We start from the raw sequence: 25,029 nt of genomic DNA on the forward strand, positions 1-25,029 counted from the left end.
CAGGACGCTGACTATTTGTGGTAAGGGTGCCCGGACAGCACGGTCCAGGCGCGATACAACTGCTCACCGATCAGAATCCTTACCAACGGGTGCGGCAACGTCAGCGGCGACAACGACCAGCGCTGATCGGCACGGGCACAAACTTCCGGGGCCAGCCCTTCAGGGCCGCCCACCATAAAGTTCACCGTGCGCGAGTCCAGGCGCCAGCGGTCGAGTTCAACCGCCAGTTGCTCGGTACTCCACGGCTTGCCATGGACTTCCAGAGTCACAATCCGCTCCCCGGGGCCGACCTTGGCCAGCATGGCTTCGCCTTCCTGGCGGATAAACCGGGCCACGTCAGCATTCTTGCCTCGGGTGTTGAGCGGTATCTCCACCAGTTCAAGCGCCAACTCGGATGGCAGACGCTTGGCATATTCATGCCAGCCTTCTTCCACCCACTTGGGCATACGCGAACCGACAGCAATCAGACGCAGGCGCACAGCGAACCCTTATTCCTGGTCTTTGTTGAGCTTGAGGAAGTGCTCGTGGGTGTTTTCCGGGCTGTGGTGAGCCGCGCTGCCGGCACGGCTTTGCTCGGCACCGGCCCACAGGCGCTCCAGGTCGTAGAACTGGCGGGCGCTGGCGGTCATCATGTGAACGATCACATCGTCCATATCCAACAGTACCCAGTCGCTGTCGCCCTTGCCTTCTTCGCCCAACGGCTTGACACCCAGTGCCTTGACCGCTTCGCGGATCTTGTCCAGCATCGCGCCGATCTGGCGGTTCGACGTACCGGTGGCGATGATCATGTAGTCGGTGATGCTGTGCTTGTCGCGCACGTCGATCACTTGAATGTCCTGAGCCTTGACGTCTTCCAGAGCCGTCACTGCCACTTTGACCAGTTCTTCGCCTTTCAGGATTTCAGTGGGCAGGGCTTTTTCCGGCAACGGCGCGCTCTTGAAGGTGCCTTTGCGCTTTACTTTGCTTACATCTTTGTCAGTCATATAAAACTCGTTTTGCTCGTATGTTCGGGCGGCTCAATACACGTCAAATCGTGCCTTGAACCACACCTTTTCAGTTCGACGCACGGTAAAGCCCGTGCGCATCGATGTAGGCCAGGACCGCGTCGGGCACCAGATAACGTACCGACTTACCGCTGGCCAGCAGTTGACGGATCTGGGTGGCGGAAACCGCGAGCGGTGTCTGCCAGACGAATGCAATCTGTCCGCTCGGCCCCTTCAGGGCTAGCGGGTCGCTTACCGAGCGCGCTGCCAGCAGGTTGCGCAAGGCATCCGGCGGTTCGCTGTCGGCATCCGGGCGCTGTAGCACCAGGATGTGGCAATGCTGGAGCAACTCTTCCCAGCGGTGCCACATGGGCAGGCCGCAAAACGCGTCCCAGCCCAGCAATAAAAACAACTGGTCATCCGCGGCCAGTTCAGCCCGCATCAGTTCCAGGGTATCAATCGTGTAGGACGGCTTGTCCCGCTGTAGCTCCCGGGCATCTACGCTTAGCGTAGCTACGCCAGCAACCGCACACTCAACCATCGCCAAACGGTCTTGAGCCGACACCTGCGGCGTGTCCCGGTGAGGAGGCCGGGCGTTGGGGGTCAGGCGCAGTTCATCGAGCGCCATCATCTCTGCCACTTCAAGGCCACCGCGCAAATGCCCGATATGCACCGGGTCAAAGGTTCCACCCAGCACGCCTATGCGCCGGGGGATCGCTTCGCTGCTCGGAGCCATCACCCCCGGGTTCAGGTCGACCAAGTCAGACCGGCTCCTGACCGCGTAACTGGCCGTCACCGACCACAATGTACTTCTCGCAGGTCAGACCTTCGAGGCCTACCGGGCCGCGGGCGTGCAGCTTATCAGTAGAAATGCCAATCTCCGCACCCAATCCGTATTCAAATCCATCGGCGAAGCATGTCGGAGCGTTGAGCATCACGGAACTGGAGTCCACTTCAGCCATAAAACGCCGGGCCTGGCCCTGATGTTCAGTCACAATGGCATCGGTGTGGTGTGACCCGTAATGATTGATGTGTTCAATCGCCTGATCCAGCCCGTCAACGATGCGAATCGACAGAATCGCGTCCAGGTATTCGGTGTGCCAATCGTCTTCCGTGGCCGCCACCACCTCGATCAATGCCTGGGTACGTTCGCAACCGCGCAGTTCCACACCCTTGGCGCGAAACTGCTCGGCCATCGCTGGCAAGAACTGCGCAGCCACGGCCTGGTCAACGAGCAAGGTTTCCATCGCCCCGCAAATACCGTAACGGTAGGTTTTGGCATTGAAGGCAATACGCTGGGCCTTGGGCAGATCCGCATGGGCACTGACGTAGACATGACAAATGCCGTCAAGATGCTTGATCACCGGCACCCGGGCGTCACGGCTGACCCGCTCGATCAGCCCCTTGCCGCCACGCGGCACGATGACATCCACGTACTCGGGCATGGTAATCAGCGCGCCCACGGCCGCACGGTCGGTCACTTCAACCACTTGCACCACCGCTGGCGGCAGCCCGGCCTCGGCCAAGCCTTGCTGGATACAGGCGGCAATCGCACGGTTGGAGTGAATGGCCTCGGACCCGCCCCGCAAAATGGTGGCATTGCCTGACTTCATGCACAGACTGGCCGCATCGATGGTCACGTTCGGCCGTGACTCATAGATGATGCCGACTACACCCAGCGGCACACGCATCTTGCCGACCTGAATCCCGGACGGGCGATAGCTCATGTCGCGAATCGCCCCAATCGGGTCCGGCAAAGCGGCCACCTGACGCAAGCCGACAATCATGCTGTCAATGCGGGCCGGAGTCAGCGCCAGGCGCTCCAGCATCGCGGGCTCAAGGCCATTGGCCCGGCCAGCGGCCAGGTCCCGCTCATTGGCGGCAATCAATTGCGGCCTGGCCGCATCCAATGCAGCAGCAGCACCGTGCAGAGCACGGTTTTTTTGCGCCGTACTGGCACGGCCGATCACACGGGAGGCTTCGCGGGCAGCGCGACCCAGGCGGGTCATGTAGTCAAGAACGGACTCAGTCATGGTCTCAATGGTCTTGGCAAAGGGGAAAGCGGCCGATTATAGCGGTCCCGCCGCCTCACGCCCAGCGGTGGCAGGCGGATGGTCAAAAACGGCTGTAAATTCACCGCGTTCAGCCCTGATTAAGCATGACTTGCTATGATTCGCCACTTTTCAGCCATCCACTGGCCGCCCTGACGATGCCCATTGTTCTGCCTGATTCATTTTTCGACCGTGACGCTCAATGCGTCGCCCGTGAACTGCTGGGAAAAGTGATCCGCCACCGTGTCAACGGCCTGTGGCTCAGCGCCCGCATTATCGAAACCGAAGCCTATTATTGCGCCGAAAAAGGCAGCCATGCCTCGCTGGGCTACACCGAAAAGCGCAAAGCGCTGTTTCTCGACGGCGGCCATATCTATATGTATTACGCTCGGGGCGGCGATTCGCTGAACTTCAGCGCACAAGGCCCTGGCAACGCGGTGCTGATCAAGTCTGCCTACCCCTGGGTGGACAAGCTGTCTGGCCCCGCTAGCCTCGCGCAGATGCAAGCCAATAACCCCGACACCCACGGTCACCCGCGCCCCACTCACAGGCTGTGCGCCGGGCAAACCCTACTGTGTAAAGCCCTTGGCCTGAAGGTCCCGGAATGGGATGCAAAATGTTTCGACCCGGAACGTTTGTTCGTTGAAGACGTCGGAGAACAACCCTCGCGCACCCTCCAGACCACCCGATTGGGCATCCCTCACGGCCGGGACGAGCACTTGATGTACCGCTTTGTGGACGCGGACTACGCGGTGTATTGCACCCGTAACCCGCTACGCCGAGGGCAGGTTGAAGGGAAGGATTACAGCGTGCTGACGAATACACCTGCCTGTTAAGGCAGCTTGTCTCACTCACTTTTTAATAAGGAAACGGGAACATGGGCCCTTGGCTCGACAGCATCACTGGCTGGCTCACAGCTAACCCCCAATGGCTGGGCCTCGCCGTTTTTATTGTCGCGTGCGTGGAGTGCCTGGCGATCGCCGGGATTATCGTACCGGGTACCGTTTTGCTGTTTGCCATCGCCGTCCTGGCGGGCAGCGGTGCCCTGTCGTTGGGCGAAACCCTGTTGCTGGGTTTCTTCGGCGGCTTGCTGGGTGATGCCGTGTCTTACTTTCTTGGCAGACGCTTCCACCAGAACATTCGCCGCTTACCACTGTTGCGCACACACCCTGAATGGATGAACGGTGCCGAGAGCTATTTTCACAAATACGGCATCGTCAGCCTGTTGGTCGGGCGCTTTATCGGCCCGCTTCGGCCCATGCTGCCGATGGTCGCCGGTATGTGCGACATGCCGCTCCCCCGGTTTATCGGGGTCAGCCTGCTGGCGGGCGCGGGCTGGTCGGTGGCCTACCTGCTGCCCGGCTGGGCGACAGGAGCCGCCATTCGCCTGCCACTGCCCGAAGGCTTTTGGCCACAGGCCGCCATTGTCGCGGTCGGCCTCGCTGCGCTGCTGGGGCTGAGCATCAATGCCAGTGTTCGCCGCCAGCCCCGATCTACATTGCTGATCGGCGCGTTAAGCCTGATTTTGCTGCTGGCCGTATTTGTGGGCTACCCCTATATGACGGCCTTCGACCAGGGCATCAACGCCCTCGTCCAGGAGCATCGCAGCAGCGGCGGGGATACCGCTGCCGTGCTGATTACGCTGGTGGGCAACTTCCGCACGCAGTTTATGGCCGCTGCGCTGGTGTGCGTGATTCTGCTGCTCACGCGGCAATGGCGGGCGATGATTTTCTTCGGCGGGGTTACCTTGCTGACCGCGCTGACCAACACCGGCACCAAGCTGTTTTTTGCCCGGGGCCGCCCTGACGTGCTGCTCGACCCGCTGACCAGCTACAGCATGCCCAGCGGGCACAGTTCCGGTGCCTTTGCGTTTTTTGTGGCGCTGGCGATTCTGGCCGGGCGTGAACAGCCGCAGCGCATGCGCGTCACCTGGGTGTTGCTGGGCTGCCTGCTGGCAATGACCGTGGCTATGTCACGGGTCTATCTGGGGGCCCATTGGCCCACCGACATTACCGCCGGTGCCCTGCTCGCCATCACCGTCAACGCGTTTGCGCTTGCGTTGAGCCAGCGCTTCATGCCGCTCAGCCCGATCCCACAGAAGGTCTGGTGGCTGATCCTGCCGGCATGCACCTTACTGTTCGGCTTCGTTATGCTGCACCACCTCTCCACGGAGTTGCTGCGCTACGCCTATTGAGGGGCGCGCAACAGGCTCAGTTGAGCCGATCCGGCAGCGCATCGCCCTGCATCTCATCGAGCAAGGCCTGGATACCGTCCAAGCGCTGCTGCGGATCTTCGACGTACAGGAGGTCAATCTTGTCTTGCTCGGCGAAAGGCAGCAGATACGCCAGTTGATTGGCCAGCGAATGCTGGCTGCTGACGTCAGTGTCCATGTTCAACGCCGCCACCATCGGGTGTTCGGCCAAGACCTGAAGCAAGGCCAGTAGATCCAGATCTTCATCGTGCAGCGGCTGTTCAGGCATTTCCTCCAGCCACTCCACCTGCGCCACCAGCAACTGATCGCGCTGCAACTCGGTACCCAACACCTCAAAGCGCCGCCCGCCTTCGACCCGTATCCCCAGCAAACCGTTGTCCTGGCGCTGAAAGTCACGGATCAACGCTTCACAGCCTATATGGGCTATTCCAGACGGGGCTTGCCCCACTTCGTTGCCTTCCAGGATGCACACCACGCCAAACCCCGCGCCTTGCTTCAGGCAACGGGCAATCATGTCCAGGTAACGCGCTTCAAAAATCTGCAGGTCCAGCACACAGCCTGGGAACAGCACCGTTTTCAACGGAAATAGCGGCAACGTCATAGGGTTATCCTTACGCCAAGAGGCTAACGGCCAGCGGCAAGAAAACGGCCGTGCCCACGCCCATCAGGCTCATCGCCAACGCGGCAAAAGCGCCGCACTCTTCACTTTCCTGCAAGGCCACCGAAGTGCCCACCGCGTGAGCTGTCATGCCCAGTGCCATACCGCGGGCTTCAGGGCTGTGCACCCTTAGAAGCCGCAGCAAGCCAGGCCCGGTAATGGCCCCGATGACCCCGGTAATTAGCACAAACACGGCCGCCAACGCGGCAACCCCGCCCAGTTGCTCAGCCACCAGCATCGCGATGGGCGAAGTGACCGACTTGGGTGCCAGTGTCATGAGCACCCTATGCTCGGCCCCGAACCACCACCCCAGCAACACCACCAGCACGGTCGCAAAGACCCCTCCAATCACCAGCGTAGTAAAAATGGGCCAGAACAACTGCCGAATGCGCCGCAGGTTCACATACAGCGGTACCGCCAGCGCCACCGTGGCGGGCCCGAGCAGAATCGCCATAATGTCGGTGCTCTTGCGGTACTCCGCATAGGACAACCCGCAACTGAGCAGCACACCAATCACCAGCAACATGGAAGCCAGCACGGGCTGCAGGAAGATCCAGCGGGTTTTCTCATAAGCGGCGAGTACCAACTGGTAGGCCCCCAGGGTAATGCCGATACCGAACAGCGGGTGATGAATCACCGACTGCCAGGCGTCTTGCCACGCCAGGGTCATGGTCGATCCTCCGGGTGAATATGGCCTTTGAGCAGCCGCTGCATCAACACCCCGACAAATGCCATCGAAAGCAGCAGTGAAAGTACCAACGCCCCGGCAATAGCCCAGAAATCGGCCGCAATCACAGACGCATACACCATCACCCCGACAGCCGGCGGTACCAACAGCAGCGGCAAATAACGCAACAGGCTGCTGGCCGCCTGGCTCAGGGGCTCGCCCACTTCGCCGCGCACCATCAGAAACACCAAAAGCAGCACAAGCCCGATAATCGGGCCCGGCAATACGGGAATGAATAAATGATTAAGGGCGGTACCCAACAATTGAAACAGCACCAGCCAGGTCAGGCCGCGTAACAGCATCTCTCATCTCCAGCGAACTTTTTTTGCTGCGCATTATAAACACGTCGCTTGTACGTACCGCTTGGCTAAAGCGCGCAGCACCCGACGGCGGTTCAGACCGCCGACGAATATAATCGGATGTTTCATCTGCCCCTATAGACAGCTTTTATGGCTGCGGCATACTCGTCGGTCTAACTACCCGGATCCCGTTATGCGCCCATTTGCTCCCCTGGCTTTGACTCTGCTGCTGACGGCTTGTGGCGAGGGCGAATCGTTTTTGCCAGCCGATGCCCGCCTACCTGATGGCGGGCGCTATCGAGGCGAAATCGTCAATGGGCTGCTGCAAGGGCAAGGCCGCATCGACTATCCAAATGGCAGTTGGTACGCCGGCGACTTTCAACAAGGCCAATGGCACGGCGAAGGCGAATGGCACGCCAGCAATGGCGATGTCTATCGCGGGCATTTCGAGCAAGGCCTGTTTAACGGCCAAGGCAGCCTGACCACCCACGACAGCCTCTACGTGGGGGGCTTCAAACAAGGCCGGCGCGAAGGCGAAGGCACGCTCAAACAAGGTGACATGAACTACCGCGGCCAGTTCAAGGACGACCAGTTTTCCGGCATCGGCCACCTTGAACTCGAAGACGGCAGCCAATACCAGGGCCAGTTTGCCCACGGCAAACCCCATGGCGAAGGCAAGCGCAGTGACACCAGTGGCAATGAGTTCAGCGGCCAGTTCGTCAATGGTCAATTGGAAGGCACGGGCATTTATAACAGCGCCGAAGGTGATCAGTACGAAGGCGGGTTCAAGGACAACCAGCTTAACGGCAAGGGCCGCTATGAAAATGCGGATGGCGACGTCTGGACCGGCGACTTCAAGGACGGTGCCCTGACCGGCAAGGGCGAGCTGATTGGCATCGATGGCTCCCATTACCGCGGCCAGTTCAACGAATGGCGCTTCAATGGGCCCGGCCACATGCGCCTGGCGGACGGCAGCAGCTATGTCGGCGAATTTGCGGCCGACACCTACAACGGCCAAGGCACCCTGACCTTGAGCGATGGCACCGTGCAAAAAGGCTATTGGCTGAACGGCCAGCGCATCCGCGATGCCAAAGGGGCCGTGCTGCCTGACCCGCTTGAACTGGGCCTGCTCAACCAAGGCAAGTTGCTGAACCAGGCGCTGGCCGCCGTCCCCGCGTCAACCCCGGCCATTGACCTGTACAGCCTAGTGCTGGCGGGCGACGGTAAACAAAGCGTGTTCCTGCGCGAGGCCGACTACGTGAGCGATATGCTCGCCAGCCGCTTCGGCAGCCGTGGCCACATTAACCTGGTCAACCACCGCGACCACTTGACGGACAGGCCAATGGCTACCCGCGAGAACCTGCACCGCGCCGCCGAGACGCTGGCCGAACGCACCGGCCCCGAAGACCTGGTGTTTATTTACCTGACCAGCCATGGCACCCAGGAGCATGAACTGGTGTTGGACCAGTCCCGAATGGAACTGGCTGACCTGTCGGCCAACGAGCTCGCCGCCGCGCTTGCACCGCTGAAAAACCGCGATAAGATCATTGTGATTTCATCTTGCTACTCCGGCGGCTTCATCCCGGCGCTCAAGGATGAAAAGACCCTGATCATGACCGCCTCTCGAGCGGATCGCGTATCCTTTGGGTGTTCGGAGGAAGCCGACTTCACTTACTTTGGCAACGCATTGTTCGCACAAGCGTTAAACCAGACGGATGACCTGCAGAAAGCCTTCAAACTGGCCGAAAGCTTTATAGCTGAACGCGAACAGGAAGACGGTTATGAGGCCTCCGAGCCGCAACTGTGGGCACCGGCAGGCGTGCTTAAACATTGGCAACGCCTGCGCCAGCAACAGGCCAAGCAGGCGCTGCAGCTTCCCCCCGCAAAATAGCAAGGCTGCCAGTAATGGCTAAGCTGACTGGATCAAGGGAGAACACCTATGTACTTGACACCTCAGCACATCCTGCTCGCAGGCGCGACAGGCCTGACAGGCGAACTGTTACTGGACCGCCTGCTCAATGAACCCACCATCTCCCGGGTATTGGCCCCTTCGCGACGACCGCTGGCCAAGCACCCTCGCCTGGAAAACCCGGTGGGCGACCCGGCCGTGTTCCTGCCTCAACTGAGCGGGCGTGTCGACCTTGCTTTCTGCTGCCTGGGCACCACGATCAAACAAGCCGGCTCGCAAGAAGCCTTTCGCGCCGTCGACCACGACATGGTCGTCGCCTTTGGCAAGCGGGCAAGGGAAATGGGGGCACGCCACTTGGTGGTGGTCAGTGCCATAGGGGCCGACCCCAAGTCCTCAGTGTTCTATAACCGGGTCAAAGGCGAAATGGAGCAATCACTGCGCGCCCAAGACTGGCCGCAACTGACCATCGCCCGCCCTTCGCTGCTGATTGGTGAACGCCTTGAAGAGCGGCTGGCTGAAAAAATTGCCGGGCCTCTCTCAAAGCTGATTCCCGGTAAGTACCACGGCATTGAGGCCTGCCAGTTGGCACGGGCGTTATGGCGCCTGGCACTGGAAGAACAGAACGGCGTTCGAGTTGTCGAATCCGACGGTCTGAGAAAACTGGGCAAATAGCCGTCCCTATCACCTTGAAACTCCATCTGATGAGCGGGGGTGATCGACTCCCCGCTTTCCAACTCCGTCAATAATCCTGTAACACCTGTCGCGATTGGCTGATCAAGTCCTACAAAAAAATAAATATATGGGAATTATCTTACAAGCATACTGTAATTCTACCGATAAGGTCACTCGACCCTATTCACAAGAATCACTGCCACCATGAAATCCTTAATTCTGACTTCTACGCTTCTGGCCACTGCTATGCTGCACACCTCTGCCTATGCGGCAGGCGACGGCATTATCAACTTCACTGGCAACATCACCAACTCGACCTGCACCGTTAACGGCTCCAACAATGCAACCATCGATATAAACATGGGCACTGTTGCAATCAGCGAATTAAGTGACGGGAACGGCACTGACTTTGGTGCTGAAACCAATATCAACATGAATATCGACTGCAAAGATGCAGGTGGCTTGACCGCTATTACGATGAAGTTTGCACCTCACTCCGGCAGTGGCGTCAATAAAGTTGACTCACGTTTGCTTCGAGTGGACCGCGAAAATGCAGGCGTCGGAATCGGCATTCTCGACGCGGATAACAAACTCATCGACTTGGGCGGCATTGCTGAAACACTGCCTGTCACACTCGACATCACACCCGGAACGCCCGAAACCGGGCGAGCGAAGATGGTCCTTCGCGCCGCCTATATCCGCGCAGTTGCAGGCGCGGACCTGCCCGTGGCCGGAAGTGCTAACGGCGAACTACCGTTTACCCTCTCCTACCCTTAACACCTTTCAACTTCAACAGGGCGCTTGCAGCCCTGTTACCGACGTCAAAGAGCACCCTCTGTTATGCGTGGCATGAACGTGTGGAAGATTATCTGTGCCGTGTTAGCTGTGAGCATTTATAGCAATGCGCACGCAGCGCTGGCACTCAGTGCGACCCGCTTGATTCTTGAGGAAAAAGACAATCAAGTCAGCGTCACCGCACGCAATCACGGAAAACAGCCCATTGCACTGCAATCCTGGCTTGAACAAGGCGAGAAAAAGCCCAATGAAATTCCTTTGGTTGTGACCCCATCACTCGCACGATTACCCGCCAACCAACCGCAAGTACTCAGGTTGCTTTATCGCGGCCAGGGCATGCCCAGCGATAAAGAGTCGGTGCTGTGGCTTAACGCTCAGGAAATTCCTCAAGTAGCTAAAACCCAAAACACCTTACAGATTGCAATACGCCAGCGAATCAAAGTCTTCTATCGACCGAAAGGACTGCCTGGCGATGCCAATGACGCCCCCACTTTATTAACCTGGCAATTGGGAAAACAAGGCGATCAATCTATCGTTACTCTGAACAACCCTTCTGCCTATCATGTGTCACTGTTAAGTGTTGACGGTATAAAACCATATAAAGACATGGCCGCTCTTATGATTAATCCTGGTGACTCTACCATCATCCCGATTGAATCCCTGGCCGAGCACGCCGAACCCATTGTGCACTTTAAAACCGTCAATGATTGGGGCGCTCATATCCCTTACGACGTCAAACTCAAGCTAAACAGCACTCGCTCAGCTTCTCTCTCCGCGCAATAGCCTTCATCCATACAACGCAAACCGTCTTTATTTTCAAGCAGGTTAAATGTGCCTAGTTCTTTAATGCTGTCTGTGATGTATATCTCCATGCGGTGGGTTTTTAACCACACGGCGTTAAACCCTCGATGTCATAACGGGCTGCTCATACTGTCTGTATTATTATTGACGCTCGACGCCTCGGCCGCAGAGTCACAAACGCCCGAGTTCAATCTGAAGTTCCTCCAAGGCACCACAATGTCTCAGGACACCCCTGAGACGCTGAACACCTACTTGAATGGTGCCAGCATCCCCCCGGGCGAGTATTCGGTTGACCTCCACATTAATAACAACCGCGCACCGCGCCAGACGGTCACGTTTGAGCGCAACCCAAACAGTGGCGCTGTAGAAGCCTGTATTAGCCAGGCGCAAATGATGCAATGGGGCCTGGATATTGATCGGCTGATACGTGCGGGGACCGCCCTTACGGATACAGGCCTTTGCCCTGACTGGAACACACTGATTGAGCATTACAACGCGCAGTTCAACGCGCAACGCCAGGAGTTACACGTCAGCTTCCCTCAAGCATTAATGAGCAAAGAGGCTCAAGGCTATATAGACCCACAACTGTGGGATGCCGGCATTACCGCAGGCTTTATTGACTACAGCTTGATTGGCCGTAGCGCCAGCATCAACCATGTCACTTCTCGGTATGCCAATGCAGGGTTGCGCAGCGGTCTTAATCTGGGTGAGTGGCGACTGAGAAATGAATCGGCTTATAGCCTCTCCAACGATCAGAAGTCCGAATTTCAAAATAACCGGACTTATGCGCAACGGGATATCACTTCGCTTCAAAGCCAGCTAACCCTGGGCGCGACATACACCAGTAGCCAAATTTTCGATAGCGTGCGCTTCAAAGGCGTGCAGGTGCAAACAGACGAAAACATGCTCCCCGAGAGCAGACGCGGGTTTGCTCCGGTGGTTCGCGGTATCGCACAAAGCAATGCAACCGTTGAAGTACGCCAGAACGGGTTCCTAATTTATAACGAGAACGTCCCGCCCGGTGCTTTTGAAATCACCGACGTCTACCCCAGTGGCTCTAACGGCGACCTGGAAATCACCGTTATTGAAGCGGACGGGCAAAGAACAGTCTTCGCCCAGTCGTTTGCCACCTTGCCGCAAATGGTCCGTCGAGGCATGGTCCGATACAGTCTGGCAGCCGGGGAATACGACAATGTACAAGGAGGCGAGCACAGTCCCAAACTTGCCCTGGCCGGACTCACTTATGGCCTGACCGACGATCTCTCGGTATTTGGCGGCGTACTGGGAGCCGAAGGGTTTCATGCTGAAAACCTGGGAGTGACAAAAAACACGCCTTACGGTGCGTTCTCAACAAACATCACACGCTCAAACAGTAAAAATGACGCCACCCCCCACACCGGCCACAGCCTGCAACTTAACTATGTAAAAACCATTACGTCGACAGACACAACCTTCAGCCTGGCCGGTTATCGTTTTTCCAGTGATGGCTACCGAACACTTTCCGAACACGTGGCCGATCAAAGTGCGGCGCGAAATACCCTGCCGGTCGGCCGCACGCGCGCACGCCTGGACGTCACTATTAATCAAACGCTGGGTAACCGCGAATACGGGTCCATTTATTTAAGTGCCAATGAGCAAAGTTATTGGAACCTTACGGGCCGCACTCAACAACTCAATCTGGGTTATGCCAACTCTTGGCGCTCTCTCGACTACAGCATTAACGCCACTTACTCCCAATACCCGCAAGGTTCCAATTATAACAATCCGTCCCAACTGCTGTTTACGGTGTCGGCCCCCTTGGGCGAATCATCCAGGGTTCGCAGCTATTCCACCCTGACGGCGCTAAAAGGAGGCGGCTATAAGGCGCAAACGGGTATTAGCGGTGCCCTGCCTTCAGTCAATGATACCTATTACAACGCGCAGTTTTCACACGACTCGCAGAACGAAAAAAGTGGGCTGCTGGGTATCAGAGCCACGACACCCGCTGCACGTTTTAATGCCAGTTACAACCAGGGCCGCAACTCCAACTCAGTCACGTTGGGGGCCAACGGGTCGATAGTTTCTCACGCGGGCGGTATTAATCTGGGGCAGTCTCTGAGTGAGTCGTTCGCTCTGGCACATGTTCCCGGCGCACAAGCCGGCACACGAATCGGCAATTATTCCAGCGTCACCGTCGGCAACAATGGTTATGCCGTCATTCCCTCGACACGGCCATACCGCTACAACTGGATCAACTTGAATACCCAGGATCTGACTGCGGACATAGAGCTGGAAAACACGATGCAACAACTGATCCCTCGACGCGGCTCAATCACCCGCAGTTCGTTCAAAACAGTAACCGGGCGACGGGTTCAAATGGAATTGGTGGATGCCAGTGGCAAGCCGCTGGCGTTCGGCTCAACCGTCACGAATGAATCAGGCCTGCCTTTAGCAGTGGTCGATCCCGACGGGTATGCATTAATCATGGCTGAACAACGCACCGGTACCGTAGTGGTGAACCACGCTACCCGCACCTGTCGCGGCACGTTTGTACTACCACCCAAGAGCCCCGACGTTCGCTATGAGCAAATCAGGCTGATTTGTCATTGATGCACGCCATCGACAAGCTGTGGATAACCGTATTTCCACACGCACGACTGGCATTTCATTGATTGAGTTTTATAGGCAGCGGAATATTAACGCGATGAATACATATTTAACCGTCAAGCCGATATGCGCATGGGTACCACGCGCCCTTACTTGCCTCAGTGTACTGCTGGCTATCTCGCTAACTAATAGTGCTCAGGCTAATAACTCATGCCGCAATTCAGCAGGCACCAGCCCTGGCAATAATATGGGAATATTCAAACTCAACTCCCTGCAGCCCTATTACTCTGTCCCCGTCGGGGGTGTGCTGGGCACAGCCAGTTTTTCAACAACAATGAGCTGTTTCGGGGTAAGTACCACCTTCCCTTTTGTGATTCAAACATCCCCGGCCAGTGCACCTGTATCAGGGAATAGCATTTGCTCAACGCCTCTGGATGGTGTTGGTGTTCGTTATCGGGACAGCATCGGAACGCCAATTGCCTGCAATGGGTTCAAGAACATCAGCTACACCTATAGCCCCGTACCAGGCCGTATCTACACACCCTACTTAGGTGTGGCAGCTGAATTCATAAGAACGAAAGTAACAACCAACTTACCTGCGGGGGCGCACACGTTATTGATGCCACCGACAACTCGCCTGCTGGCTCACCTCTCAGGTGTAGACAACAGTCGAAACTGGGGCACACTTATGTTTGATGCCCCTATTGCGCTGATTGTCTCAAAGTGCACATTTGCAGAAGCCACGACCACTGTGGACTTTGGCCTGGTGCCCCGCGGGGAACTCGACTCAGCCGCTGAGACATTCGATATACAAATAAGCAGTTGCGGGGATGAAGCCGCCGCGCGGGAGTTCAATAACGCCATGAGTATTGAATTCAAGTCATCAGCCATTTTGCCCAACGGTACACTGGCCAATAAAACCTGTTCTGGCTGCGCAAAAAATCTGGCGATTGCCGTCAAGACCAAAAGCGGGACGCCAGTACCTCTCAACCAGCGTTACAGAATGGCCAGCGGGACGTTTACGCTGGACGGAGAAACCATCAAACATCACTTCCAAGCCGGACTCACCCATCATGGCGGGAGCGTGACGGGCGGCAGCATCAATACGTTGATGACGGTTGTGCTGTCGCCCATCTAAACAGGTTGCCTACAACCCACCGTGGGCCTGAAACCCTACACCCAACACCGTCAAGACCGACAACGGCAGCACCACGGTGTCGAGCAAGGCACTGGCGGGTAAATCCAGGCCAGGGTAACGCGGGGCTTCGGCGCCAAAGCGGTCTTGAGCGCAACAACCGCCCTGCAACGCATACAGGTCCAGCCGAGTGCCCGAATACACAATGGGTGCCCCCGGCTTGGCCGCGTTCAGCGTTCGAACGCTGGCGCAGCCGCCGAGCTGAAACACAACCAACAGAGCCAGCAGCGCCTTATTCATCGCCGCCCACATGGTGCTCGCCCCAACGCGGGAGCATGTCTTGCGGGATGTTGAGCAGGTTAAGAATGCGCGCCACCACAAAGTCCACCAGGTCGTCGATGGTTTGCGGTTGGTGATAAAACCCTGGCGAGGCAGGCAAAATAATTGCGCCCATGTTCGAGAGTTTGAGCATGTTCTCCAGGTGAATACTGGAGTACGGCGCTTCGCGCGGCACCAAAATCAATTGGCGACGCTCTTTAAGGGTCACGTCGGCAGCCCGCTCTACCAGGTTATTGCAGGCCCCGGTCGCGATGGCCGATAGCGTACCCGTGGAGCACGGCACTACCACCATCGCCGCCGGCGCGCCGGAGCCTGAAGCCACCGGCGACATCCAGTCTTCCTTGCCATACACCCGAATTTGCCCGGCCGCAGCGCCGGTGTATTCGGTCAGAAAGGTCTGCATGGCCTGTGGTTTAGGCGGAAGCACGACATCCGTTTCGGTCGCCAACACCAGTTGCGCCGCCTTGGAAATCAGGAAGTGCACCTCACGGTCTTCGCGTACCAGGCAATCGAGCAGCCGTAGCGCGTAGGGCATGCCTGACGCGCCGGTCACGGCCAGGGTGATGCGTTCAGGGCCGCTCATTGCAGGGCGTCCGCCAATTTACCGTGCAACCCGCCAAACCCGCCGTTGCTCATGATGACCACGTGAGTGCCCGGCCTCACCCGGTTTTTCACATCCGCAATAATGGCCTCCAGCGAATCGCAGACTTGCGTGGACACCGGGCTCGACGCCACGGTCGCGGCCAGGTCCCAGCCCAGATTGCCCGGCGCATACCACACCACGTGATCCGCCTGGACCACGCTGCCCGGCAAACCGTCACGGTGTGCACCCAGCTTCATGGAGTTGGAGCGCGGCTCAATCACGGCAATCAGCGGGGCGTCACCAATGCGCTTGCGCAGGCCGTCGAGTGTGGTGGCAATGGCCGTCGGGTGGTGGGCAAAGTCGTCATAGATCGTGATGCCGCGCACCTGCGCCACTTTCTCCATACGCCGTTTTACGCTTTTGAACGCGCTCAGGCCGTCAATGGCCAGGCTCGGCACCACGCCCACATGACGGGCGGCAGCCAGAGTCGCCAGCGCGTTGGCCACGTTGTGTTGGCCGGTCATGTCCCACTCAACCGTGCCTTGCACGGCACCGTCGAACAACACCTCAAACCGCGAGCCGTCATCGCTCAGCAAGCGAGCTTGCCATTGGCCATCAACGCCCGTGGTCTGCACCGGAGTCCAGCAGCCCATCTCAATCACACGCTGCAGCGCAGGTTCCGTGGTGGGATGAATCACCAGGCCTTCGCTGGGAATGGTGCGCACCAAATGGTGGAATTGACGCTCAATCGCCGGCAAGTCCGGGAAGATGTCAGCGTGATCGAATTCCAGATTATTCAGGATCGCGGTACGCGGGCGGTAATGAACAAACTTTGAACGCTTGTCGAAGAACGCGCTGTCATATTCATCGGCTTCCACCACAAAGAACGGCGTATCGCCCAGGCGGGCCGACACGGCAAAGTTCTGCGGTACGCCACCGATCAGGAAACCCGGGGCCATGCCCGCGTGTTCCAACACCCAGGCCAGCATGCTGCTGGTGGTGGTTTTACCGTGCGTACCGGCCACCGCCAGCACCCAGCGGCCTTGCAGCACATGGTCAGCCAGCCATTGCGGGCCAGAGACATAAGGCAGCCCTTTATTGAGCACGTACTCAACTGCCGGGTTGCCCCGCGACAGAGCATTGCCGATCACCACCACATCGGGGGCAGGATCGAGTTGCACCGGGTCATAGCCCTGGGTCAACTCAATACCTTGAGCTTGCAGTTGGGTGCTCATTGGCGGGTAGACGTTAGCGTCGGAACCGGTCACATGATGGCCCAGTTCCTTGGCCAGAACAGCCAGCGACCCCATGAAAGTGCCGCAAATACCCAGAATATGAATGTGCATAAATGACCTCGAAAATCATCGGCGAAGGGTAGGTTTTTAAGTCGCCAGCTGCAAGCGGCACGCTGAAGCCTTACGAGGTACCTGCTTTTACTTGCGGCTTATTGCCTGGCGCTCGCCGCTGTTTTAATCCCATGCTTGCGCAATTTTCTATACAGGGTGTTGCGGCTCACCCCCAACTGTTGCGCGGTCTGGGTCATGTGCCAGCGGTGCTGCTCCAGCGCGGCCAGCAGAGCTTGTTTTTCAGCCCCTTCCAGCGGGTGTTGCACCTTCAACGCCGCCGCGCCGGGGGCCTGACGAATGGCAATCGGCAAGTCAGCGAATTCAATCACCTCGCCTTCGCACAGCGCCGCCAGCGTGCGCAACACATTGCGCAACTGACGCACGTTGCCAGGCCACTGGAAATCCAACAAGGCCTGGCGCGCTTGACGGCTCAGTAACAGGTGCTGGCCCGCAGCCTCTTCGGCCAGTAAAAAGTCCAACAGTTGCGACTTGTCGGTCCGCTCGCGTAATGCGGGCAACGCCACTTCCAGGCCGTTAAGGCGGTAAAACAAGTCTTCACGAAAGCTGCCATCCGCAACCCGCTCCAGCAGGTTGCGGTGCGTCGCGCTCACAATTCGCACATTGACGGCCTGCGGTTCGCCGCCAATCGGCACCACCATTCGGTCTTCCAGCACCCTTAACAGGCGGGTTTGCAGCACCAGTGGCATATCGCCAATTTCGTCCAGAAATAGCGTGCCGCCATCCGCCTGTTGCAGCTTGCCCTGCATACCGTCCTTGCGCGCGCCGGTGAAACTGCCGCCGCGATAACCGAACAGTTCGCTTTCGATCAGGCTTTCCGGAATGGCTGCACAATTGAGCGCAACAAACGCCTTGCTGCTGCGCTGACTGGCCTGGTGCACGGCCTTGGCAAACGCCTCTTTGCCCGAGCCCGTTTCGCCATTGATCAATAGCGGCACATCCCGCTCGAACACACGCAGCGCACGGCGAAAATCCGTTTGCAAGGCGACATCGCCCAGGCAAATGCCGCTCAAGCGCGGTGCCTGCTGCGCGACAGGGGTTACGGGCACCAATGCGGTACGAGGCTGGCCGCGCAATGTCGCATAGAGTTGCCGACCCTCCCGGGTGCGCAGCGGCCAACTGGCGCTGGCTTGGGGGCTGGCACGGGCGAACAGTTCATCGCTGGGGCAATCAAAGACATGCGTCACCGGCTGGCCCACCAAAGCGCTGCGCATATACCCCAACAAACTCAGCGCACTCTGGTTGACCGCACTGATCACGCCATCGCCATCAAACGCCAACAGGCCTTCCGTGAACAGCCCCGCAGCGTCCGCCTGCACATGAAAGCGCAGCAACCACTGGTGCTCGACGTGGCGCATAAAATAGCTGTTTTCAATCAGGCGGGCCGACAGGTTGACCAGTGCCAGGGTGTGAAATGGGCTCTGGCCAGAGGCCACATGGCGCGCCGACGACACATCAAGCACTGCCAACAACTCACCGCGCGGGTCGAATACAGGGCTGGCCGTACAGGTCAGCCCCGTATGACGACCGCGAAAGTGTTCGTTCTGGTGGATGGTCAGCGCCTGGCGCTCGACCACACAGGTACCAATACCGTTGGTGCCTTCCCGCGCTTCGCTCCAGTCTGCACCGAGCCATAGACCAGCCCGCTCGAACACGGTGCGCTCGGCGGGTGCGGTGACGCAATTGAGGATGACGCCGCGGGCATCGGTGAGCAACACCGCATGCCCGGCCCCCGAAAGCTGCTGATGCAGGCTGTTCATTTCATGCCCGGCAATTTGCAGCACCTGCTGCAAGCGTTCGCGGCCCTCAAGGATGCGGCCGTGTTCAAGTACGGTGGGGGCCATAGTGTGCGCGGGGTCGAGGTGGTAGTCCTCCAGGCAGCGTTGCCAGGAGCGAACAATAGAAGGGTCGCAGCCTTGGGGACGGCCCTGCGTGATATCCAAGACTTGCCGGGCATGCCGACTCAAATCCGTGCTGTGCATTGTTAGTGTGCTCCGCTCTGTCACGCCCGCTTCAACCCTGCCAGGGGCCCACTCACCCCGCATAGCCGCCAGGCCAATCCAAACCGAAAGGCCAGCATCCTCCTGCGCCCACTGCATTGCAATGGGGAGCTGACTCACGGGTCATGACCTGTACCGTTTATGGCACAAAGTGTCACTGGCACTGTGTCACCCCAGTGACACTCACGTTGCACACTATCGCGCAACAAAATCGCAGGCCATTGAATTTAAAGGATTTAATAAATGTGGCCCAGCCCTTGCTCCAGTCCAGGGCAGCGCCACAGCGCGTCCTCCCATAAGCACAAAAAGCCAGGAGACACACCATGCGTTACGCACAACCCGGTACTGAAGGCTCTATCGTCTCGTTCAAGAGCCAGTACGGTAACTACATTGGCGGCGAATTCGTGGCACCCGTCAAAGGTCAGTACTTCACCAACACGTCACCGGTGAACGGCAAGGCCATCGCTGAGTTCCCTCGTTCCACTGCCGAAGACATTGAAAAGGCCCTGGATGCCGCTCATGCCGCTGCCGATGCCTGGGGCGCGACCTCTGTTCAGGCTCGCTCGCTGATCCTGCTGAAAATCGCAGACCGTATTGAACAAAACCTCGAATTGCTGGCCGTCACCGAAACCTGGGACAACGGCAAAGCCGTGCGCGAAACCCTGAACGCCGACGTGCCGCTGGCCGCCGATCACTTCCGTTACTACGCCGGTTGCATCCGCGCCCAGGAAGGCAGCGCCGCCGAGATCGATGGCAACACTGTGGCCTATCACATCCACGAACCCCTGGGCGTGGTCGGGCAGATCATTCCGTGGAACTTCCCGCTGCTGATGGCCGCCTGGAAGCTGGCACCCGCCCTGGCCGCTGGCAACTGCATCGTGCTCAAGCCGGCCGAACAAACGCCGCTGAGCATCACCGTGTTTATGGAACTGATCGGCGACCTGCTGCCGCCGGGCGTGCTGAACGTGGTGCAGGGCTTCGGCAAAGAAGCAGGCGAGGCACTGGCCACCAGCAAGCGCATCGCCAAAATCGCGTTCACCGGCTCAACGCCTGTCGGCGCACACATCATGAAATGTGCAGCGGAAAACATCATCCCGTCGACCGTTGAGTTGGGCGGCAAGTCGCCGAACATTTTCTTCGCTGACATCATGCAAGCCGAGCCGGCCTTTATTGAAAAAGCCGCTGAGGGCCTGGTCCTGGCCTTCTTCAACCAAGGTGAAGTGTGCACCTGCCCATCCCGTGCACTGGTACAGGAATCGATCTACGACGACTTCATGAAAGTGGTGATGCGCAAGGTTGAGGCCATCAAGCGCGGCGACCCGCTGGACACCGACACCATGGTCGGCGCTCAGGCGTCCGAGCAGCAATTCGATAAAATCCTGTCCTACCTTGAGATCGCCAAAAACGAAGGCGCTGAACTGCTGACCGGCGGCGCAGTGGCCAAACTCGAAGGCGACCTGGCAACCGGCTATTACATCCAGCCGACGCTGCTCAAGGGCACCAACAAAATGCGCGTGTTCCAGGAAGAAATCTTTGGCCCGGTGGTCAGCATCACCACCTTCAAGGACGAAGCCGAAGCGCTGGCCATTGCCAACGACACCGAGTTCGGCCTGGGTGCCGGCCTGTGGACCCGTGATATCAACCGTGCCTACCGCATGGGCCGCGCCATCAAGGCCGGTCGTGTATGGACCAACTGCTACCACCTGTACCCGGCACACGCCGCGTTCGGGGGCTACAAGAAGTCCGGTGTCGGCCGTGAAACCCACAAAATGATGCTCGACCATTACCAACAGACCAAAAACCTGCTGGTGAGCTACGACATCAACCCGTTGGGCTTCTTCTAACGCTTTACCCCTTGTTGGGGCGGGCTTGCTCGACGGTCTCTTAACGATAAAAAGACCGCGAGCGAGCTCGCACCTACCGTTAAAAACGCTCTATATCGGGCCTTCTGGCCCGGCTCTTGCTTTACGCCTCGTCATGATTTCTAAAATTATAAAAGAACAGGTGACTGCACATGCCAAGCGAACCGATTGCCGCACCAGCGGCTCCGTCTTCTGTCGACTTTGAAAAGGTTGGCTCCGAATATTTCCAACAACGAGAACTGAAAAAAGGTGCTGCGGGCTGGGTCCTGCTGGTGGGCCTGGGCGTGGCCTATGTGATTTCCGGTGACTACGCCGGCTGGAACTTCGGCCTGGCCCAAGGCGGCTGGGGCGGGATGTTTATCGCCACATTGCTGATGGCAACCATGTACTTGTGCATGTGTTTTTCGCTGGCCGAGCTGTCATCCATGATCCCCACCGCCGGAGGTGGCTACGGCTTCGCCCGCAGTGCTTTCGGGCCCTGGGGCGGTTTTCTGACCGGCACGGCGATCCTGATCGAATACGCCATCGCCCCGGCTGCCATTGCGGTCTTTATTGGTGCGTATTGCGAGTCGCTGTTCGGGATTGGCGGCTGGATGATCTATCTGGCGTTCTACATCATCTTTATCGGCATCCACATTTTTGGGGTGGGTGAGGCGCTCAAGCTGATGTTCATCATCACCGCCGTGGCCGCCATTGCGCTGGGCGTATTCCTGGTGGCGATGGTGCCGCACTTCAGCGTCGCCAACCTGCTGGACATTCCGGTCACGCAAGCCAAAGGGGCCAGCCCGTTTCTGCCATTCGGCTATGTCGGCGTGTGGGCCGCCATTCCTTATGCCATCTGGTTTTTCCTCGCCGTAGAAGGTGTGCCGTTGGCTGCCGAAGAAACCAAAAACCCCAAGCGCGACCTGCCACGCGGACTGATCGGCGCGATGCTGGTACTGGCGACCTTCGCTCTGCTGATTCTGGTGATCGGCCCTGGCGGCGCGGGCGCGCATCATCTCATGGCTTCGGGCAACCCGCTGGTGGAAGCGCTGAGCAAAGCCTACGGCGGCTCGACCTGGATGGGCGGCTTCGTGAACCTGGTGGGATTGGCGGGCTTGATCGCAAGTTTCTTCTCGATCATTTATGCCTACTCGCGTCAGATCTTCGCCCTGTCCCGTGCAGGTTATTTGCCACGTAAGCTGTCAGAAACCAATAAGAGCAAAGCGCCGGTGCTGGCCCTGATCATCCCCGGCATTATCGGCTTTGGCCTGTCACTGACCGGCCAGGGCGACCTGCTGATTCTGGTGGCGGTATTTGGCGCAACGATCTCTTATGTGTTGATGATGGCCGCGCACATCACCTTGCGTATCCGCCGCCCCAAAATGGAGCGTCCGTACCGCACACCGGGCGGTATCTTCACATCAGGCATCGCGTTGGTGCTGGCCTGCGTTGCCGTGGTCGCCGGGTTCCTGGTAGACCCTCGCGTGGTGGTTGGCGCGGCGGTGATCTATGGCGTATTAATTGCGTACTTCGCGTTCTACAGTCGCCACCACTTGGTGGCCGGCACACCGGAAGAAGAATTCGCGGCCATTCAACAGGCCGAGAAAACCTTGCACTAACCGCTGAGTGTCCCGCCAGGTGCCCGGCACCTGGCGTTAAGGAGCCCTTGTATGGCCATTTTTTCTCACGCGGCAGGCACACAGACCTACCGTTTTGACAGCCTGAAAGACGTCATGGCCAAGGCCAGCCCAGCTCGTTCCGGGGACTTTCTGGCGGGTGTCGCGGCGCAAAACGACGGTGAACGCGTCGCGGCGCAAATGGCACTGGCTGATATCCCGCTATCACACTTCCTGCAAGAAGCGCTGATTCCTTACGAAACCGATGAGGTGACCCGGCTGATCATCGACAGCCATGACGCCGCCGCTTTCGCGCCTGTCAGCCACCTGACCGTGGGCGGCTTTCGGGACTGGTTACTCAGTGATGGTGCCGATGAACACAGCCTGCGGGCGTTGGCCCCTGGGCTGACCCCGGAAATGGCGGCCGCCGTGTCGAAGATCATGCGCGTTCAAGACTTGGTCCTGGTGGCGCAGAAGATCCGCGTCATCACCCGCTTTCGCGGCACGATGGGGCTGCGCGGGCGGCTCTCAACCCGCCTGCAACCCAACCATCCCACCGACGACCCCGCCGGCATCGCTGCCAGCACCCTGGACGGCCTGTTGTACGGCAACGGCGACGCCATGATCGGCATCAACCCGGCCACAGACAGCATCGCCTCCATTTGCGACCTGCTAAAAATGCTCGACGCCATCATTCAGCGCTACGAGATCCCCACGCAATCCTGCGTGCTGACCCACGTCACCACCTCCATCGAAGCGATTAACCGCGGCGTGCCACTGGACCTGGTGTTTCAGTCCATTGCCGGTACAGAGGCGGCCAACGCCAGTTTCGGCATCAACCTCAATGTGCTGCAGGAAGGCTACGAGGCCGGCTTGAGCCTTAATCGTGGCACGCTGGGCAATAACCTGATGTATTTCGAAACCGGCCAGGGCAGCGCCCTGTCGGCCAACGCGCACTTTGGCATGGACCAGCAAACCTGCGAAACCCGGGCCTACGCCGTGGCGCGGCATTTCAAGCCGTTTTTGGTCAACACTGTGGTCGGCTTTATTGGCCCCGAATACCTGTACAACGGCAAACAGATCATCCGCGCCGGGCTTGAAGATCACTTCTGCGGCAAATTGCTGGGCGTGCCGATGGGTTGCGACATTTGTTACACCAACCACGCCGAGGCGGATCAGGACGATATGGACACCTTGCTCACCTTGCTGGGTGTGGCCGGGATCAACTTCATCATGGGCATTCCAGGGTCGGACGACATTATGCTCAACTACCAGACCACATCGTTTCATGACGCCTTGTATGCCCGTAAAACCCTGGGCCTCAAACCAGCCCCCGAGTTTGAGCAGTGGTTGAGCAAGGTCGGCATTTTCACCCAGACCGATGGCCGGATTGAATTCGGCCATCAACTGCCACCCGCCTTCCGTCAGGCGCTGGCCCACTTGGGAGGGCGATAACCATGAGCGACACCCCCACCGACAGCCTGAACCCATGGCGCGAACTGCGCCGCCTGACGCCTGCGCGTATTGCCTTGGGGCGTACCGGCACCAGCCTGCCAACCCAGGCACAGCTGGATTTTCAGTTTGCCCACGCCCAGGCCCGTGATGCGGTGCATTTACCCTTTGATCACGCGGGCTTGAGCCAACAACTGGCCGAGCGCGGGCACGACACGCTATTGCTGCACAGCGCAGCCCCCGACCGTCACCGTTACCTGCAGCGACCGGACCTTGGGCGCATGCTCAATGACGCGTCCGTGCAAACCCTGCGCGACCACGCCCTGGCCAACCCCGGCGGAGTCGATGTGGCTATCGTGGTCGCGGACGGTCTATCGGCACTCGCGGTTCATCGTCACACACTGGCCTTTTTGGCCCGCATGGAAGAACACACCCGCACTGAAGGCTGGAGCCTGTCGCCGGTGGTGCTGGTGGAACAGGGGCGGGTCGCGGTGGCCGATGAAGTGGGCGAACTGTTGGGTGCGCGTATGGTGGTCATGCTCATTGGCGAGCGTCCCGGCCTCAGTTCACCTGACAGCTTGGGCCTGTACTTCACTTACGCACCCAAAATCGGCCTGACCGATGCGTATCGCAACTGCATCTCGAACGTACGGCTCGAAGGTTTGAGCTATGGCATGGCCGCTCACCGGCTGGCTTACTTGATGCGCGAGGCCTGCCGCCGCCAATTGTCCGGGGTCAACCTGAAAGACGAAGCCCAGGTGCAAACCCTCGAATCAAACGTGCCGAATGAAAACTTCCTGCTTAAAGGCGAGTAAACAACTAAGGCCCCTTCAAGGAGCAGGCGGTTGAAACTCCACGGCTTGCAACCTTGAAGCGCCTGCTCCTGCCCCCTTTCACCCTCAATTGCGACGGGCAATACATGCTTCGCTACAAACTCCGCCTGCAGAGTTCGCGGCAATCCGTATAATCCCTCCCATTCAAAATGTACGAAAAAACTACATTG

At 58.6% G+C, this 25,029-nt stretch carries 23 protein-coding genes; 12 read left to right on the forward strand and 11 right to left on the reverse strand.

The window, feature by feature from the left end; translation table 11 throughout:
* Window positions 1-11: 11 nt before the first annotated feature.
* The 4 genes from rlmH to Q1W15_RS14175 form a co-directional block, all read right to left on the reverse strand.
* Window positions 12-479 (reverse strand): 23S rRNA (pseudouridine(1915)-N(3))-methyltransferase RlmH, encoded by a 468-nt coding sequence (gene rlmH / locus Q1W15_RS14160; protein ID WP_003444191.1) that lies wholly within the window; start codon window positions 477-479, stop codon window positions 12-14.
* Between the two features lie 9 nt (window positions 480-488).
* Window positions 489-983, reverse strand: a complete 495-nt coding sequence (gene rsfS, locus Q1W15_RS14165; protein ID WP_300729570.1) for a ribosome silencing factor — start codon at window positions 981-983, stop codon at window positions 489-491.
* Window positions 984-1,053: 70 nt separating this feature from the next.
* Entirely contained in the window at window positions 1,054-1,698 is a 645-nt protein-coding gene (nadD, locus tag Q1W15_RS14170; protein ID WP_300729706.1) for a nicotinate-nucleotide adenylyltransferase, read from the reverse strand.
* Between the two features lie 46 nt (window positions 1,699-1,744).
* Window positions 1,745-3,016, reverse strand: coding sequence for a glutamate-5-semialdehyde dehydrogenase (locus tag Q1W15_RS14175; protein WP_300729572.1), 1,272 nt, complete (start codon window positions 3,014-3,016; stop codon window positions 1,745-1,747).
* A gap of 176 nt (window positions 3,017-3,192) precedes the next feature.
* On the opposite strand from Q1W15_RS14175, the gene Q1W15_RS14180 reads away from it, so the two are divergent.
* Window positions 3,193-3,870, forward strand: a complete 678-nt coding sequence (locus tag Q1W15_RS14180; RefSeq protein ID WP_300729708.1) for a DNA-3-methyladenine glycosylase — start codon at window positions 3,193-3,195, stop codon at window positions 3,868-3,870.
* A gap of 41 nt (window positions 3,871-3,911) precedes the next feature.
* Window positions 3,912-5,228 (forward strand): bifunctional DedA family/phosphatase PAP2 family protein, encoded by a 1,317-nt coding sequence (locus tag Q1W15_RS14185; protein WP_300729574.1) that lies wholly within the window; start codon window positions 3,912-3,914, stop codon window positions 5,226-5,228.
* 16 nt (window positions 5,229-5,244) lie between these two features.
* Here Q1W15_RS14185 and Q1W15_RS14190 read toward each other — a convergent pair whose 3' ends face one another.
* From Q1W15_RS14190 to Q1W15_RS14200, 3 genes are read right to left on the reverse strand one after another with little or no spacing between them, the layout of a single operon-like run.
* Window positions 5,245-5,847, reverse strand: coding sequence for an LON peptidase substrate-binding domain-containing protein (locus Q1W15_RS14190; RefSeq protein WP_300729576.1), 603 nt, complete (start codon window positions 5,845-5,847; stop codon window positions 5,245-5,247).
* Between the two features lie 10 nt (window positions 5,848-5,857).
* The gene (locus Q1W15_RS14195) at window positions 5,858-6,574 is read right to left on the reverse strand and encodes an LrgB family protein (RefSeq protein ID WP_300729578.1); all 717 of its coding nucleotides are present in this window, start codon (window positions 6,572-6,574) and stop codon (window positions 5,858-5,860) included.
* Complete coding sequence (locus tag Q1W15_RS14200; protein WP_300729580.1) at window positions 6,571-6,933, reverse strand: CidA/LrgA family protein; 363 nt, start codon at window positions 6,931-6,933, stop codon at window positions 6,571-6,573. The genes Q1W15_RS14195 and Q1W15_RS14200 overlap by 4 nt, the downstream gene beginning before the upstream one ends.
* A gap of 190 nt (window positions 6,934-7,123) precedes the next feature.
* Here Q1W15_RS14200 and Q1W15_RS14205 point away from each other — a divergent pair, with 190 nt between their 5' ends.
* The 6 genes from Q1W15_RS14205 (at window position 7,124) to Q1W15_RS14230 (ending at window position 14,831) form a co-directional block, all read left to right on the forward strand.
* Complete coding sequence (locus tag Q1W15_RS14205; protein ID WP_300729582.1) at window positions 7,124-8,821, forward strand: C13 family peptidase; 1,698 nt, start codon at window positions 7,124-7,126, stop codon at window positions 8,819-8,821.
* A 48-nt stretch (window positions 8,822-8,869) separates the two neighbouring features.
* Window positions 8,870-9,511: an oxidoreductase gene (locus tag Q1W15_RS14210; protein ID WP_300729584.1), complete on the forward strand. Its 642-nt coding sequence runs from the start codon at window positions 8,870-8,872 to the stop codon at window positions 9,509-9,511.
* Between the two features lie 204 nt (window positions 9,512-9,715).
* Window positions 9,716-10,288, forward strand: coding sequence for a fimbrial protein (locus Q1W15_RS14215; RefSeq protein ID WP_300729586.1), 573 nt, complete (start codon window positions 9,716-9,718; stop codon window positions 10,286-10,288).
* 63 nt (window positions 10,289-10,351) lie between these two features.
* Complete coding sequence (locus Q1W15_RS14220; protein WP_300729588.1) at window positions 10,352-11,089, forward strand: molecular chaperone; 738 nt, start codon at window positions 10,352-10,354, stop codon at window positions 11,087-11,089.
* A gap of 87 nt (window positions 11,090-11,176) precedes the next feature.
* A complete protein-coding gene (locus Q1W15_RS14225) occupies window positions 11,177-13,696 on the forward strand; it encodes a fimbria/pilus outer membrane usher protein (RefSeq protein ID WP_300729590.1) in 2,520 nt (839 codons plus the stop codon).
* A 19-nt stretch (window positions 13,697-13,715) separates the two neighbouring features.
* On the forward strand, window positions 13,716-14,831 hold the full coding sequence (locus Q1W15_RS14230; protein ID WP_300729592.1) for a fimbrial protein: 1,116 nt from the start codon (window positions 13,716-13,718) through the stop codon (window positions 14,829-14,831).
* Between the two features lie 9 nt (window positions 14,832-14,840).
* Here the strand turns inward: Q1W15_RS14230 and Q1W15_RS14235 are convergent, their stop codons facing one another.
* The 4 genes from Q1W15_RS14235 to Q1W15_RS14250 all read right to left on the reverse strand — a co-directional run bounded on the left by Q1W15_RS14235 (window position 14,841) and on the right by Q1W15_RS14250 (window position 19,096).
* Window positions 14,841-15,128 (reverse strand): YceK/YidQ family lipoprotein, encoded by a 288-nt coding sequence (locus Q1W15_RS14235; RefSeq protein WP_300729595.1) that lies wholly within the window; start codon window positions 15,126-15,128, stop codon window positions 14,841-14,843.
* The gene (ubiX, locus tag Q1W15_RS14240) at window positions 15,121-15,750 is read right to left on the reverse strand and encodes a flavin prenyltransferase UbiX (protein ID WP_300729597.1); all 630 of its coding nucleotides are present in this window, start codon (window positions 15,748-15,750) and stop codon (window positions 15,121-15,123) included. Before ubiX ends, Q1W15_RS14235 begins: the two co-directional genes overlap by 8 nt.
* Window positions 15,747-17,096: a UDP-N-acetylmuramate:L-alanyl-gamma-D-glutamyl-meso-diaminopimelate ligase gene (mpl, locus tag Q1W15_RS14245; RefSeq protein WP_300729599.1), complete on the reverse strand. Its 1,350-nt coding sequence runs from the start codon at window positions 17,094-17,096 to the stop codon at window positions 15,747-15,749. Before mpl ends, ubiX begins: the two co-directional genes overlap by 4 nt.
* A 98-nt stretch (window positions 17,097-17,194) precedes the next feature.
* Window positions 17,195-19,096 (reverse strand): sigma-54-dependent Fis family transcriptional regulator, encoded by a 1,902-nt coding sequence (locus Q1W15_RS14250; RefSeq protein ID WP_300729601.1) that lies wholly within the window; start codon window positions 19,094-19,096, stop codon window positions 17,195-17,197.
* Between the two features lie 341 nt (window positions 19,097-19,437).
* Between Q1W15_RS14250 and Q1W15_RS14255 the strand changes: the two genes are divergently transcribed.
* The 4 genes from Q1W15_RS14255 to eutC all read left to right on the forward strand — a co-directional run bounded on the left by Q1W15_RS14255 (window position 19,438) and on the right by eutC (window position 24,841).
* Window positions 19,438-20,958, forward strand: a complete 1,521-nt coding sequence (locus tag Q1W15_RS14255) for an aldehyde dehydrogenase family protein (RefSeq protein WP_300729603.1) — start codon at window positions 19,438-19,440, stop codon at window positions 20,956-20,958.
* A 170-nt stretch (window positions 20,959-21,128) separates the two neighbouring features.
* Window positions 21,129-22,577: an ethanolamine permease gene (eat, locus tag Q1W15_RS14260; RefSeq protein ID WP_300729605.1), complete on the forward strand. Its 1,449-nt coding sequence runs from the start codon at window positions 21,129-21,131 to the stop codon at window positions 22,575-22,577.
* A gap of 51 nt (window positions 22,578-22,628) precedes the next feature.
* Window positions 22,629-24,029 carry an ethanolamine ammonia-lyase subunit EutB gene (locus Q1W15_RS14265; protein ID WP_300729607.1) on the forward strand — a complete coding sequence of 467 codons (1,401 nt, stop codon included), beginning with the start codon at window positions 22,629-22,631 and terminating at the stop codon, window positions 24,027-24,029.
* Window positions 24,030-24,031: 2 nt separating this feature from the next.
* The gene (gene eutC, locus Q1W15_RS14270; protein WP_300729609.1) at window positions 24,032-24,841 is read left to right on the forward strand and encodes an ethanolamine ammonia-lyase subunit EutC; all 810 of its coding nucleotides are present in this window, start codon (window positions 24,032-24,034) and stop codon (window positions 24,839-24,841) included.
* Window positions 24,842-25,029: the final 188 nt, after the last annotated feature.

It is taken from the genome of Pseudomonas sp. (genome assembly GCF_030150285.1).
Classification (GTDB): domain Bacteria; phylum Pseudomonadota; class Gammaproteobacteria; order Pseudomonadales; family Pseudomonadaceae; genus Aquipseudomonas.